Here is a 14,432-nt window from a genome sequence, read left to right as displayed (position 1 = left end):
AAAGCGGGATTAAAAAGTTATGATTTTAAATTAAGTTTTAAACTCAATTCTTCAAGTTGTTCATCATCAATTGGCGCAGGTGCATCTATCATCACATCTCTACCAGAATTGTTTTTTGGGAATGCAATAAAATCTCGAATGGTTTCTTGTCCGCCTAAAATGGCAACCAATCTGTCTAGCCCAAAGGCTAAACCACCGTGTGGCGGTGCTCCATATTGAAACGCATCCATTAAAAAGCCAAATTGTGCTTTAGCTTCTTCGGGTGTAAACCCTAAATAATCAAACATCAAAGCTTGTGTTGCTGCATCATGAATTCTTATGGAGCCACCACCAATTTCATTACCATTCAATACTAAATCGTAAGCATTAGCTTTTACTGCTCCAGGATCTGTTTTTAATAAGTCTAGTTGTCCTGGTTTTGGTGATGTAAATGGATGATGCATGGCGTGGTAGCGCTCTGTGTCTTCATCCCATTCTAATAATGGAAAATCCATCACCCAAAGCGGTGCAAATTCATCTGGTTTGCGTAAGCCTAAGCGTTCTGCTAATTCCATACGAAGTGCGCTTAATTGTGCTCTTACTTTATTAGTATCTCCTGAAAGTATACAAATTAAATCACCAGATGTTGCACCAGTAACTTCTGCCCATTTTGCTAAATCGTCTTGATCGTAAAATTTATCTACAGACGATTTGAAAGAGCCATCTTCATTACAACGACAATACACCATGCCTAAAGCACCAACTTGTGGGCGTTTTACCCAAGAAATTAATTTATCAATTTCTTTTCTGGTGTATGTGTTTCCGCCAGGAACTGCAATACCTACAACTAATTCTGCTGATTTAAATACATTAAATTCTTTATGTTGCGCTACTTCGTTTAGCTCGCCAAATTCCATACCAAAGCGAATATCTGGTTTGTCGTTTCCATATAAACGCATCGCATCATCGTAAAGCATTCTCGGAAATTTGTCTACCTCAACACCATTAATTTCTTTTAATAAATGGCGTGTTAACCCTTCAAAAGCATTTAAAATATCTTCTTGCTCAATAAACGCCATTTCACAATCAATTTGTGTGAATTCTGGTTGTCTATCGGCACGTAAATCTTCATCTCTAAAACATTTCACAATCTGAAAATACTTATCCATACCACCAACCATCAACAATTGTTTAAAGGTTTGTGGCGATTGTGGTAAGGCGTAAAACTGACCTTCATTCATTCTAGACGGCACCACAAAATCGCGCGCACCTTCTGGTGTAGACTTGATTAAATAAGGAGTTTCAACCTCAATAAATCCATCATTAGATAAATAATTACGTACCTCTTGGGTAACTTTATGTCTAAAAATTAAGCTGTTTTTTACTGGGTTACGACGAATATCTAAATAGCGGTATTTCATGCGTAAATCTTCACCACCATCGGTGTTATCTTCAATAGTAAACGGCGGCAATTCAGCTTCATTTAAAATAGTTAATTCAGCTACTAAAATCTCAATATCACCTGTTGGAATATTGGAGTTTTTAGAAGCGCGCTCTACCACAGTTCCTTTTGCTTGAATTACAAATTCGCGCCCTAAATTATTTGCTTGTTCTAAAAGTGTTTTTGATGTGCGTTCTTCATCAAAAACCAATTGTGTTATACCGTAGCGGTCGCGTAAATCTACCCAAACTATAAACCCTTTATCTCTAGATTTTTGTACCCAACCTGCTAAGGTTACTTCTGTATTAATATGTGCCGCTCTTAATTCGCCGCAATTATGACTTCTGTACATTGTGTGAAAATTGATGTGCAAATTTACATAAGTTCTAGGATTTTATGTGTATTTGTGAGTTGAATTTGCTTTTACGTTAATAAGATTAAAAAGTACGTGAAAGTAGTGCTAAAAATAAAAAAGCGCCACAAAACAATTTACGGCGCTTTCTTAATCTGTATATTAAAAATTAAAACATTTTATGCGTTTTCAATTCGTTTATCCATATTAAAAACTTCCAGTTCTTTCTGTTTTAGAGATACTTGAGCAATTCTATTTTTATAGAGCCACATTTTAAATAGCGTGACTAAATAGAACAGAATTGGCACAACAATTAAGGTTAAAAATGTTGCGATAAATAAACCGTAAATCACTGTCCACGCTAATGGTCCCCAGAAAATTACATTATCACCACCAATATAAATGTTTGCATCAAACTCACTAAATAAGGTAAAGAAGTTGATGTTTAATCCTGTTGCCAGAGGAATTAAGCCCAAAATGGTTGTAATAGCAGTTAATAATACAGGACGTAAACGTGCCTTTCCGCCTTTTACAATGGCTTCTATTAAATCATCGGTTTGTAAATATTGGTCGTTTTCTAAATCTAGCTTTACTTTTTTTCTATCTATTAAAAGTTGGGTATAATCTAGTAATACTACACCATTATTTACTACGATACCAGCTAGAGAAATAATACCCATCATAGTCATCATAATTACAAAAGCACTACCTGTAATTACTAAACCTCCAAATACACCAATTAAACTTAAAAAGATAGCCAACATAATAATTGCTGGTTTTGACACAGAGTTAAATTGGAATATTAAAATGAAGAAAATTAAACCCAAACCTGCAAAAAATGCACCCATTAAAAATGCCATTTGTTTGTTTTGTTCTTCAATCTGTCCGGTATAATCCACCTTTACACCATCTGGTTTTTCTGTAAAGCCTTGCATCTCGTTTTGAATTATTGATACAATGGCACCTGCATCTGTAAATCCTGGGGCTAAAGCAGAATATAATGTTACTACACGTTTTACATCTCTATGCTTTATGGCGCTAAACCCAGAATTATTATTTTGTTTGGCTACGGTGGATACAGGGATTTCTTTAATTTGCCCCGTGGCCATATCTCTAAATGTTATTTTTTGATTAAAAATAGCACTAGTATTGTATCGGTTTTCTTCATTAAAACGCACATAAATATCGTAATCTTCACCCTCATTTTTATAAATACCAGCTTTAGCTCCAAAAATAGAATTACGTAATTGTTGCCCAACTTGTCCTGCAGTTACACCCAACTCGCCTGCTTTTTTTCTATCAACAAGTACTTGCATTGAAGGTTTGGATTTATTCACATCAATTTTTAATTCATCAATACCTTGTATATTTTTAGAATTGATATAATCACGCATTTTTTCGGCAGTGTTAATTAATTCCGCATAATCTTCACCTTCTAATTCTAAATTAATAGGATAACCAGCAGGAGGACCAACGGCATCTTTTTCAACAGAAATTGCAACTCCAGGATATATCCCTTGTAATGCTTTTTGAACTTTTTTAAGTAATACGTTACTATCTGCACCATCTCTAAATTTATACTCTCGCATGGTAGCCGTGATTTTACCACGATGTGGCATTTCGGCAGCAGAACCACCATCGGTTTGTGGGTTTCCAGCACCTTCCCCAACTTGCGATACGGCACTTTCGGTAAGAAAGTTAAAATCGCCTTTCATATAAGATTCTTCGTTTATAATCTTGTAAACGCGCTGCTCAATATCCTTGGTAATAGCATTGGTTTTTTTAATGTCTGTGCCTTCAGGATATTCTATATACACTATAATTTGATTAGGTGTATTATCTGGAAAAAACTCTACTTTTGTACGTTGGCTTCCTATAGATGCACCAAAACCCATAAATGCTATAATTAACAAAATAAAGGTACCCACAGCTATAAATTGCGGTTTTTTACCACCTAATGCCGCTCGTAAAGATTTTTCATAAAAACGTTCCCATTTTGGTAGTATTTTATTTTGAAACCCGTTAGACCACGATCTTAAAAACAACCTGTAAGCCCATAATAAAACAACGACCACAATCATTAAAGTACCTAAACCTCTATAAGCACCACCAAAAAGAGTAATAAGTAACCCAATACCACCTACTATTGCAGATATTTTAATAATATTTTGAAGTGGCATGTCTTTATCTTCTGTCGTCATAAATTGTGATACTAATACCGAGTTGAAAAATATAGCAACGAACAATGAAGAGCCTAAAACAACCGATAAGGTAATTGGGAAATATATCATGAACTGCCCCATAACTCCTGGCCATAAACCTAAAGGTATAAACGCCGCTACTGTTGTTGCTGTTGATATAATAATAGGAAATGCAATTTCCCCAATGCCTTTTTTTGCAGCTTCAATACGGCTCATGCCTTCTTCACTCATCAAACGATACACATTTTCAACAACCACGATACCGTTGTCTACTAACATTCCTAATCCCATGATTAATCCAAAGAGAATCATGGTATTCATAGTATAACCTAATAGATTTAAAATCATCAGCGACATAAACATAGACATGGGAATAGCAAACCCAACAAATAGTGCGTTTTTAAACCCTAAAAAGAACATTAATACGGTTACTACCAGTATGATACCGAAGATGATGTTGTTTACCAAATCGTCTACCTGACCAATGGTTTTAGCAGATTGATCATTTGCTATAGTTACTTGTAAATCTGGTGGAAATATATTTTCTACGGCGTCTTCTTTTATCTTTTGAATTTGTTCTGCAGCAGCCACCATGTTTTTACCGGCACGTTTTTTAACATCTAGCATTACTACAGGATGCCCAAACTCTCTAGCATAGGTTGTTTTGTCTTCATCTTTAAAATTTACTTTTGCGATGTCTCGCAGGTAAATAGGATTGTTTCTTTCGGATTTTACAACAAAACTTTCAAGTTCGCTAGGATTTTCAATTTCTCCAATAATTCGAATAGTTCTGCGTTGCCCGCTAGTAATTAAATTTCCGGCAGACATCGTCATGTTCTCTCTACTAATGGTATTAATAATATCATCAAAACTTACTTTTGCTGCCATCATCTTATAAATATCTACAGCAACTTCTACTTCTTTATCTTGTGCGCCACGAATATCTACTTGTTTAATTTCTTGAAGACTTTCAATTTCATCTTCCAAATATTCTCCAAATTCTTTTAATTTATCCACTGGATAATCTCCAGAAATATTAATATTTAGGATAGGTATTTCTTCAGACATGCTTAAATCGAACACGTTAGGTTCTACCTTAGCACCATTAAATGTTGGCCAATCTTCGCTCGCTGTTTCAGAATCTACTTCATCTTTTACCTTTTGTTTTGCGGCTTCAACAGAAATACTTTCATCAAACTCAACTATAACAATAGAGTAATCTTCTTGTGATGTTGAGGTGATTTCTACCACATTACTCACAGTTTTTAGTTTATCCTCAATAGGATCGGTTATAAGTTTTTCAATATCCTCAGCCGTATTTCCAGGATAAATAGAACTGATGTAAATTTTGGTTTCTTTTATCTCTGGAAAATTTTCTCTAGGCATACTAAAATAAGCACTAGTACCAAGAAATAATATTAAGGCAATCAACACATACATGGTTGTTTTGTTGTTGATGGCCCACGAAGAGAGTCCGAACTCTTTGTCTACGTTTTTTTTCTTTTTCTTTTTATCTTTTGCCATAATGGATTAGTTTTTTTGTTACCCAAAATAAATTCTAAGGGCTTTTATACTATTAAACTAGATAATTTTTTAGTGGATTTTTGCTATTAAAAGAATGACAATTTTATTCTACTACAAGAATTTTTACATCCTGTCCGTCTTTAACACTACGTGCACCTTCATCAATAATTTCTTCTCCATTTTCAATACCAGAAAGTATTTCGATATAATCACCTTGCGTCCTTCCAGTTTCTATAAACTCTCGTTTTACCTTAGCTTTATTTTCAACTTTATCTGTAATAGTATATACATATTGTTGGCCTTCAGCATTTTCAGAAATAATACTTTGAGGAATTAGAATAGCATTCTCATTAGTATAATCGTTAATCTTAAGTTTTGCAGAAAGATTTGGTTTTATAGAAATATCTTTATTCGGCAATGCTATTTCAACCTTAAATGTTCTGTTGGCAGGATTTATAAAATTACCAGCTTGTCGTACTTTAGCGTCTACTTCTTTACCTAAAACAGGAAAGTCTACTTTTACGTTTTTACCTTTTACAATATCTGAAACGTAGCGTTCTGGTACATCGGTTTCAATATACATATCATCAAGGTTTACAATTCTAAATAACATAGACTGCCCAGGAGCAACTACGCTACCTTGTTCTGTAATAACATCATCTATAGAACCAGAGAATGGTGCGCGAACTACTGTTTTACCAACCTGTTGTTGCAATTGTTTAGTAGCTTCAAGTTGTGCTTCATAGGTTGCTTTGGCTTGTAAAAACTGAATTTCACTACCTATTTTCTGCTTCCATAGGCGTTGTTGACGCTCAAATGTTGTTTTTGCTAAATCTGACTGAATTTTTAATTGCGCGAGTTGTTGGCTTAAACCACCGTCATCAATCTTAGCCAAAATTTGACCTTTAGATACTTTTTGCCCCTCTTTAACATAAACACGCGATAAAACACCAGAGAATTCTGGGTAAATCACTAAATTTTGTTTTGTGTTTACATTGCCTTGTAATTCTACAAAGTGATTGAATATCGTCTCTTTAGCAGCAAATGTGGTGATTAAAGGAATTTTTTCTTGCGGATCTAATTCTTTAATTGATGTTTCTAAGGCTTTTAATTGCTTAGAAATTTCTTGAGCAGAAGCATCTAGTTCTGTTTTCTTTTTTCTGAGGAGTTCTAAATCATTACTGGCAATGATATCTTCAAGAGATGCTTTTTTATCACCTCCGCATGAGGTTAAAAGGATACTAATAAATACGAGTGAATATATATATTTCATTTTTGATTGATTTTAATTGTTGATAGTGTTTAAAACAGTTTCTAGTTCAGCTTTTTTGTTAATTACATTGAGCATAGCTTGCAGAAATTCTTGTTGCGAACTGTAAAGTTGTGTTTGCGCTTGCCTTAAATCAAAACTAGAAGCAATACCTTCAAAAAATTTAGTTTGATTTTTTTTCTCAATACGTTCAGCAAGATTTAAATTTTCCTTTTTGTTATTATAGTCTTCAATTGTAAATTGGTAATCACTTTTAGCAGCTGCGACTTCTAATTTTATACGTTGTTCAGTTTCAGTAAGATCATCAATAGATTTTTCTAAATTTATTCTCGCACGTTGAGTTCTTGCATTTTTTTGCCCCGATCCAAAAATGGGAATTTGCATACTTACACCAAATAGCCCATACCCAAAATACTCTTGGTCGCTATTTAAAAAGTCAAAATCATTGCTAAAAGATAAATACCCGCCAGAAACAAAGGCACTTAAACTTGGTAAAGCTCTACTTTGCTCTAACTTTAATAATAGTTCTTTTGATACTTTATCGTTTTCAGCTATTTGGTAATCTATCGTATTATCTACCGTAAATGTTTTGTTAAGCAACTGTAAATCAATATTTTGATTTGTAAGTATTTCTAAATTATCAGTAAGAACTGTATTAGAATTAATATCTGTACCCAACGTAATATTTAACATTTGGTAAGCTACTTTTTTTAGTCTTATCGTGTTGTTAAGGTTACTTTTTACACCAGAGAGTGTTATTTTTAACTGTTCAACACTTTCCTCTTCCTCTAATCCGTTTTCATATATTTTTGTAATATCATCAAGATTTTTTTGAAGTGTAACTTTATTTTTCTCTAAAATGTTAATACTTTCTTCTATTAGTAAAACGTTGCCATAAGCATTAATTACTGCTTTTCTAACCTCTAAATCGGTTTTTATTTTAGCATTTTTTGAAATTTCTAAAAACACCTTTGCAGATTGCAGTCCTACAATGTAAGTGCCATCAAAAATTAATTGTGATAGTGTTGCTGATGCGTTAACATTTTGAGTAGTTCCAAAAATAACGGGTACTAACTCTGAATTTGGATCGCTAAAATCACTAGGTATGACTGTTACCTGTTGTTGTAAAAAGTTTTGATAATCTATGCTACCGTTAATTTGTGGTAATCCTGTTGAAATAGTTTCCCATTTTTGTTTTTTGGCAGCCTCAATATCACGTCCAGCATTTTTGGCGGTTCTATTATGCTCTAGAGCATAATCTATAGCTTCCTGTAGTGTAAAGTTATTAGTGTTTTCTTGAGAAAATATACTAACGCAATACAATAAGCTAAAAACTAAAATTAGTTTTTTCTTCATTTTTATGATTGATTTGATGTTATAAATTTATTTAATGTTTCTAAGCCTTTCTCTGTAACAATGGCTCTTAGATGGTATTCTAAATAACTTTCCATTAAGTAGTTCATGTTGTAAATATTCTGCGGAAAAATAGAGTTATCCTTTATTCCTGTCATACCATTAAAGTACATTCTAGATATAAAATCTATGTTGATATTAGACCTAAACAACCCTGTATCTACTCCATTTTTTAAACTATCTTTTACAGAATCGTGCATCTTTTCAAACTGCTTAAGTTTAAGTACTTCGTATATTTTTGGGTAGTATTTTTTGAGTTGAAATTGGGGAGACGATTTTTCATCCTTTAAATGATGCATTACAAACATTTTTATATCATAAAGTTCTTCTATAGGATTGTTTGATGCCTCACAAATACCATCAATACCATCGCAAATGATTTCGAAAAGCTCGAAAGTAACCGCCTCAACTAGTTTTGTTTTATTCGCAAAGTGTACATAAATGGTTTTTTTAGATATGCCCATTTCTTGGGCTATATCGTCCATTGTTACGCTTTTAAACCCCAAGTTTAGAAATAATTCAGCAGCTTTTCTTACAATGTTTTCTCTCATAATCGGTTGCAAATATACTTAAGGAAACTTTAGAAACAATAAAAGTTTCCATGGTTTTAATGTTTTTTTAACAAATGGTTTACATTCAAAGTGTTTTGAAATTGGAACATGGAGACATCTTTTTAAAATGAATTTTACTTATAGTTTTAATTGCCCTATTTTTGTACAATGCTTTCTATAGAAAAATATCAAGAAGAATTTACAGCTTACCTTAAAGCGTATTCACCCGAAAAAGAACCTAAAAATTTATATCAACCAGTTGCTTATATTTTAGGTTTAGGTGGTAAACGATTACGCCCTGTTTTAACCTTAATGGCAACAGATATTTTTAATGGTAATTATAAAATTGCCCTAAATGCTGCTTTAAGTATAGAGGTGTTTCATAACTTTTCTTTAGTGCATGACGATATTATGGATGATGCGCCATTACGAAGAGGTGAAGTAACAGTACATGAAAAATGGGATATAAATACGGGAATTCTTTCTGGAGATGCGATGCTAATTATGGCATATCAATTGTTTGAGAATTATGGTGCTGCTAAATTTCAAAATTTAGCAAAATTATTTAGTAAAACGGCTTTAGAGGTTTGTGAAGGCCAACAATATGATGTAGATTTTGAGACTAGAACTGATGTTACTATCCCTGAGTATTTAAAAATGATTGAATACAAAACGGCAGTTTTAGTTGGTGCAGCTATGAAAATGGGCGCTATTGTTGCAGATGCTTCAAATGACGACCAACATAATATTTATGAATTTGGACGTAATTTGGGTATTGCGTTTCAATTACAAGACGATTATTTAGATGCCTTTGGTGATCCAAAAACGTTTGGTAAACAAGTTGGCGGTGATATTATTGAGAATAAAAAAACGTATTTGTATTTAAAAGCTTTAGAGTTTTCTTCTGAAGATGAAGCTGATATGTTAGTGCAATTATTTTCATCACAACCCGATGATGTTTCAAAAAAAATAGAAGCAACAAAACAATTATTTTTAAATTCTGGAGCTGCTGATGCTACAAAAGCAGCTATTGAAAGTTACACGAATACGGCATTTTCGGTATTACAACATCTAGATATTTCTGAAAACAAAAAAATGTTGCTTAAAACGTTTGGTACTAATTTGATGAATAGAACTGTGTAATGCAACTGCCAAAAACTTTTGAACGTTTAATTGAAGACGCTACCCAATTAAATTTATACAAGAAATTGATAGTACAGCTTAATAAAGATTTTTTATTAGCTAATATTGATTTAGATTTTCATGAAGATGTTCTCCCTTCTAGTTTGAAGTTGATACTACATGAAACAGTTTTTAAACTTATACAAGAGAAATTTACAGAATACCTTAATTTACTTTATATCATTGATGTTGCTGAAAATAAAGTAAAAGCCTTAAATGGTGATGATACTTTAAAATTATCAGAAGACGTTATGTTTTTAATTTTGCAACGCGAATGGCAAAAGGTTTGGTTTAAGCATACTTATTCTTAAAACATTTAAAAGTATCTAGCGTTAACAAAAGTGCTATTAGTTACTAGCTTAAAATAGCGCGAGCAGATACCTGCAAAAGCGATAGTAACGGTTAGCTTTTGGCGAGGCGCGCATCGAGCCAAAACTAGTAGTGGATAGCGCGGTGGCTTGCCATTTGCCCAAAAACTATTAAAAGAAAAAGCGAACAAAGGGTATCCAAGGGTCTATATAAATACTTTTTTCACTATCGTGTAATACATTATACCTTACGCCAAAAACTACATTTCCGCTGCGGTATCCAGCACCTAAGAGTAATGCTGTAGACCAAAAATTATCGTCTTGTAAGTTTGTTCTAATATCAAACCGCCTACTTACATTAACTTGCTCTAACTCGGTAGATAGTTGTATTTGTGGAATTACATTGTAAAGCCCTATAACACTACCACCTAAAATTGTAGTTTTAAACACATCTCTTTGATTATTAAATGTAGCGTTTAGCCCTACACCTAATCCAAATTGATTATTAAATTGATAAATTGCGCTTGGTGCAATAGTTGCCCCAAAAAAACCATTACCAATATTTAAACCTAAGCCTCCGCCAAATCTTACGTTTTTCCAAAAATCATTTTGGGTTTCTTGTGTATATCCTTTTAAGCTAAAACATAAAACCGTTAAAAGTAAAATAGTAGTGATTTTGAATTTCATGATATTAATTTTTAATAAAGATACTAGATTTTGAACAAAAAAAACCACGCCTATTGGCGCGGTATATTTTAATGGACATTAATTAATATATAATTTTTTTGGTATAGTTTTTATATTTACACTTCAAAAGTAGGCGTACTCTAAGGTTTCAGCAAACCGATGTTTAGTTTTTTAGACCATAAGACGAATTACTCGTTAAAACTCCAAAAGCGTATGCGCTTTATCTATTCGTCGAGTTTTATCAACTAGCATTAATTTAAAATAATAAATTCTACACGTCTGTTTTCTTGTAAATCTTGGTCTGTACAATTTGATTTACAATCTATTTTTGGTTCTAGTTCGCCAAAGCCTTTAAATTCTAGTCTATTTTTATTAATTCCATTTTCAACTAGAAACTGTAAAGCAGATGCAGCACGTTTTTTTGATAAATTCATGTTATAAGACGCTCTACCTTTATTATCAGTATGAGCGTTTATAGATAATTTTATTTCTGGGTGTTTAGTTAAAACACTAACAATTTTATCTAGTGAAATATGAGATTCCTGTTTAAGACTCCATTTTGCAGAATCAAAATAGATGTTTTCTATAACTATTGCTAGGTTATTATTAACCTTTTCAATTTTTGGTGCAGTGGTATCTAGTTCTAAATTTTTAGAGTAGGTAGTTTCAAAACCTTTACTAGCACTAAAATTAGAGGTTTTATTTACATAACCGTCTTTTTCTGTACTTATCGTATATTCTTCAAAAGGTAAAACATCAAAAACAAAACCACCATTTTTATCTGTAAGTTGTTTAGCAACTTCATTGCCGTCTTCGTCTTTTAAAATAACTGTTGTATTGGGTAAGTTTATTTTACTTTTAGAATGCGAAACGACTCCTTTTAAAGATTGTTTTATTTCGTTATTTATAGCAGCATACAAGTCGTAACTCCCTTTTCCGCTTGGTCTATCAGATGATAAATAAGCTTTGTTTCTAGCGGCTAAAAAATATGCTACTTCATTATAAGGGGTGTTTATAGTGTTACCCATATTACGGGGTGCTTTTACACCTTTTTCAAGAATTCTACTTACAAAAATATCATAACCACCTATGTTTTGGTGTCCGTTTGAAGAAAAATATAAATATATCCCATCTAAAGAAAGAGATGGATACTTTTCATCTAAAGGCGTGTTTACGTTAGGGCCTAAATTAGTTACTGGTCCTAAAGTGCCATCATTATTTATATCAGCAACATAAATATCGTAACCACCATACGAGTCGCTTCTATTTGAAGAGAAATAAATTTTTTCACCCTTAGGATCAACAAACGGATTTTCTATTGAAGCACCATTTGTATTAATTGGTAATAACTTATGATTTATCCAATTGCCATGAGAACCTTCTTCCAAATTGGCCTTGTATAATTTGTATACCAAAGCGTTATTTTTGTCACTTCTCGTAAAAAAAACGGTTTTTTGATCAGGAGTAAACGTTAATTGGTCTTCATTATTACTCGTATTTAATATTCTTGAGAATAATAAAGGAGAACTTAAGCTTCCGTTTTTATTGATATCTAAGCAAAATAAATCTTTGTAAGCTTCATTTGTATTTGGATCAACTCTAGCAAGTGCACCAATTTTTTTTGAGGATACCATTATAAGTTTATCCATAAAAAAACCTGAACCAAATTCTGAGTATTTGGAATTAATACCAGTGTCTAGAATTTCGAAATTAAAGCCGTTGTTATCTATTTCAATAGATATAGTTGAGTAGTCCAAATTATTAATATCGTTTTCAACGATTAAATTTGATGATTCTTGACTATAAAGAAAATAGAAGGATAACAGGGATAATATGAATACATTAATCTTCATATTTTGAGGGTTTTAAGGTTTAGTTGAAGTTAAATGTATTGATTAGTTAAGTTCTACAAATATTTTTAGATAAATAGTCTCTAAAAATCGTTAAGGCACTGTTTTAGAGGCTATTCTGACAATAAAAAACGCTTAGTAATTTAATTTTAGTAAATCGTCAAGGTAGTCTCTCGTGTTGGAAAGTCTTGGTACTTTATGTTGTCCACCTAATTTGTCATTTTGTTTTAACCAATCATGGAATAATTGAGGTCTTGCAATATTTATGGTAGGTTTGTTTAGTGTGATGTTATTATAACGTTTAGCTTCATAATCAGAGTTTAAAGATTTTAAGGCATTATCAAATAACTCATTAAAGTAATTGATGTCTTTTGGTGGTGTTTTAAACTCTATTAACCATTCGTGAGCGCCTTTTTCCTTGCCTTCCATAAAAATTGGTGCAGCTGTAAAATCTATAATTTCGGCTTTAGTACGTTTACACACTTTTTTTAAAGCGGTCTCTGCGTTTTCAATAATTAACTCTTCTCCAAAAACGTTAATATGATGTTTAGTTCTACCTGTAATTTTAAGACGATAAGGATCTAATGAGGTAAACCTAACAGTATCACCAATTTTATAACGCCACAACCCTGCATTAGTAGTGATGATAACAGCGTAGTTTTTTTTCAATTCAACATCACTTAAAGGAATTGCTTTTTCTTTTGAAGTAGCGTAGATATCAATAGGTATAAACTCATAAAAAATACCATAATCTAGCATAAGCAATAATTCATCAGAATTGTTTTGATCTTGAATAGCAAAAAAACCTTCGGAAGCATTGTATATTTCGTAATATTTAAAACTCTTTTTAGGTAGTATTTTTTTATACTGATCTTTATAAGGTACAAAACTAACACCACCATGAAAATAGACTTCTAAATTTGGCCAAATGTCGTGTAGACTTTCTTTACCTGTGGTTTCTAAAACGTTATTTAGAAGTACTAACATCCATGATGGTACACCTGCTAAACTGGTAACATTTTCATTTATAGTTTCATTTACAATAGCTTGCATTTTATGTTCCCAATCGCTCATTAAAGATACCTTATTGCTTGGTGTACTGCTGTACTCTGCCCAAAAGGGCATATTATCAATAAGTATGGCAGATAAATCTCCAAATACGGTTCCATTCTCCTTGTATAGTTCTTTACTACCACCAAGCCTTAAGCTTTTACCTGTAAAAAGTTGTGAGTGTTCGTTGTTATTTAAGTACATGCACAACAAATCTTTGCTAGCTGCATAATGGCATTTTTCTAAAGATTCTTCGCTTACAGGTATAAATTTACTCTTAGCTCTTGTAGTACCACTAGATTTTGCAAACCATTTAATAGGCGTAGGCCAAAAAATATTGTTTTCGCCTCGTCTTGAGCGTTCTATACAATCTTGCCAACCATCATAATTTTTAATAGGTACACGTTCGGCAAAGGTGTTGTAATCTTTAATAGAAGCAAAATCATGTTGTTTGCCAATTTGAGTGTTTTTTGCAAAACTAATTAAATTTAGCAGTAGCTCATTTTGTACTTCGTTAGGGTATTTTAGAAATAATTCTATTTGATGAAATCGTTTCTTAAGAAACCATGACGCAATGGAATTAACTAAAGGGATTGGCATATTTACACTATCTTTATTTTTTTA

At 32.5% G+C, this 14,432-nt stretch carries 10 protein-coding genes; 2 read left to right on the top strand and 8 right to left on the bottom strand.

What is annotated here, in order from left to right; genetic code table 11:
• Window positions 1-17: 17 nt before the first annotated feature.
• From aspS to ACKGJY_RS05170, 5 genes are all read right to left on the bottom strand, one after another.
• Window positions 18-1,772 carry an aspartate--tRNA ligase gene (aspS, locus tag ACKGJY_RS05190; RefSeq protein WP_413972794.1) on the bottom strand — a complete coding sequence of 585 codons (1,755 nt, stop codon included), beginning with the start codon at window positions 1,770-1,772 and terminating at the stop codon, window positions 18-20.
• Window positions 1,773-1,951: 179 nt separating this feature from the next.
• Complete coding sequence (locus ACKGJY_RS05185) at window positions 1,952-5,497, bottom strand: efflux RND transporter permease subunit (protein WP_413972793.1); 3,546 nt, start codon at window positions 5,495-5,497, stop codon at window positions 1,952-1,954.
• 103 nt (window positions 5,498-5,600) lie between these two features.
• Window positions 5,601-6,770 (bottom strand): efflux RND transporter periplasmic adaptor subunit, encoded by a 1,170-nt coding sequence (locus tag ACKGJY_RS05180; RefSeq protein ID WP_413972792.1) that lies wholly within the window; start codon window positions 6,768-6,770, stop codon window positions 5,601-5,603.
• 12 nt (window positions 6,771-6,782) lie between these two features.
• Window positions 6,783-8,123 (bottom strand): TolC family protein, encoded by a 1,341-nt coding sequence (locus tag ACKGJY_RS05175; protein ID WP_413972791.1) that lies wholly within the window; start codon window positions 8,121-8,123, stop codon window positions 6,783-6,785.
• Window positions 8,124-8,125: 2 nt separating this feature from the next.
• On the bottom strand, window positions 8,126-8,731 hold the full coding sequence (locus tag ACKGJY_RS05170; RefSeq protein WP_413972790.1) for a TetR/AcrR family transcriptional regulator: 606 nt from the start codon (window positions 8,729-8,731) through the stop codon (window positions 8,126-8,128).
• A 168-nt stretch (window positions 8,732-8,899) separates the two neighbouring features.
• On the opposite strand from ACKGJY_RS05170, the gene ACKGJY_RS05165 reads away from it, so the two are divergent.
• Both ACKGJY_RS05165 and ACKGJY_RS05160 read left to right on the top strand, forming a co-directional pair.
• A complete protein-coding gene (locus tag ACKGJY_RS05165) occupies window positions 8,900-9,874 on the top strand; it encodes a polyprenyl synthetase family protein (RefSeq protein ID WP_413972789.1) in 975 nt (324 codons plus the stop codon).
• Window positions 9,874-10,224: a hypothetical protein gene (locus tag ACKGJY_RS05160; protein WP_413972788.1), complete on the top strand. Its 351-nt coding sequence runs from the start codon at window positions 9,874-9,876 to the stop codon at window positions 10,222-10,224. The genes ACKGJY_RS05165 and ACKGJY_RS05160 overlap by 1 nt, the downstream gene beginning before the upstream one ends.
• A 168-nt stretch (window positions 10,225-10,392) precedes the next feature.
• Here ACKGJY_RS05160 and ACKGJY_RS05155 read toward each other — a convergent pair whose 3' ends face one another.
• The 3 genes from ACKGJY_RS05155 to ACKGJY_RS05145 all read right to left on the bottom strand — a co-directional run bounded on the left by ACKGJY_RS05155 (window position 10,393) and on the right by ACKGJY_RS05145 (window position 14,408).
• Window positions 10,393-10,908 carry an alpha-ketoglutarate decarboxylase gene (locus ACKGJY_RS05155; protein WP_413972787.1) on the bottom strand — a complete coding sequence of 172 codons (516 nt, stop codon included), beginning with the start codon at window positions 10,906-10,908 and terminating at the stop codon, window positions 10,393-10,395.
• A gap of 251 nt (window positions 10,909-11,159) precedes the next feature.
• The gene (locus tag ACKGJY_RS05150; RefSeq protein ID WP_413972786.1) at window positions 11,160-12,761 is read right to left on the bottom strand and encodes an OmpA family protein; all 1,602 of its coding nucleotides are present in this window, start codon (window positions 12,759-12,761) and stop codon (window positions 11,160-11,162) included.
• A gap of 132 nt (window positions 12,762-12,893) precedes the next feature.
• Complete coding sequence (locus ACKGJY_RS05145; RefSeq protein WP_413972785.1) at window positions 12,894-14,408, bottom strand: GH3 auxin-responsive promoter family protein; 1,515 nt, start codon at window positions 14,406-14,408, stop codon at window positions 12,894-12,896.
• Window positions 14,409-14,432: the final 24 nt, after the last annotated feature.

The sequence above is a fragment of the Hyunsoonleella sp. 2307UL5-6 genome, assembly GCF_047345485.1.
Lineage (GTDB): Bacteria > Bacteroidota > Bacteroidia > Flavobacteriales > Flavobacteriaceae > Jejuia.
Note: the sequence above shows the minus strand (reverse complement) of the source record. Positions and strands in the feature narration are given on the sequence as shown.

What these genes read in the sequence shown, in the direction of transcription:
- aspS (WP_413972794.1), bottom strand. Translation starts at nt 1,772, where the DNA reads ATGTACAGAAGTCATAATTGCGGCGAATTAAGAGCGGCACATATTAAT.
- ACKGJY_RS05185 (WP_413972793.1), bottom strand. Translation starts at nt 5,497, where the DNA reads ATGGCAAAAGATAAAAAGAAAAAGAAAAAAAACGTAGACAAAGAGTTC.
- ACKGJY_RS05180 (WP_413972792.1), bottom strand. Translation starts at nt 6,770, where the DNA reads ATGAAATATATATATTCACTCGTATTTATTAGTATCCTTTTAACCTCA.
- ACKGJY_RS05175 (WP_413972791.1), bottom strand. Translation starts at nt 8,123, where the DNA reads ATGAAGAAAAAACTAATTTTAGTTTTTAGCTTATTGTATTGCGTTAGT.
- ACKGJY_RS05170 (WP_413972790.1), bottom strand. Translation starts at nt 8,731, where the DNA reads ATGAGAGAAAACATTGTAAGAAAAGCTGCTGAATTATTTCTAAACTTG.
- ACKGJY_RS05165 (WP_413972789.1), top strand. Translation starts at nt 8,900, where the DNA reads ATGCTTTCTATAGAAAAATATCAAGAAGAATTTACAGCTTACCTTAAA.
- ACKGJY_RS05160 (WP_413972788.1), top strand. Translation starts at nt 9,874, where the DNA reads ATGCAACTGCCAAAAACTTTTGAACGTTTAATTGAAGACGCTACCCAA.
- ACKGJY_RS05155 (WP_413972787.1), bottom strand. Translation starts at nt 10,908, where the DNA reads ATGAAATTCAAAATCACTACTATTTTACTTTTAACGGTTTTATGTTTT.
- ACKGJY_RS05150 (WP_413972786.1), bottom strand. Translation starts at nt 12,761, where the DNA reads ATGAAGATTAATGTATTCATATTATCCCTGTTATCCTTCTATTTTCTT.
- ACKGJY_RS05145 (WP_413972785.1), bottom strand. Translation starts at nt 14,408, where the DNA reads ATGCCAATCCCTTTAGTTAATTCCATTGCGTCATGGTTTCTTAAGAAA.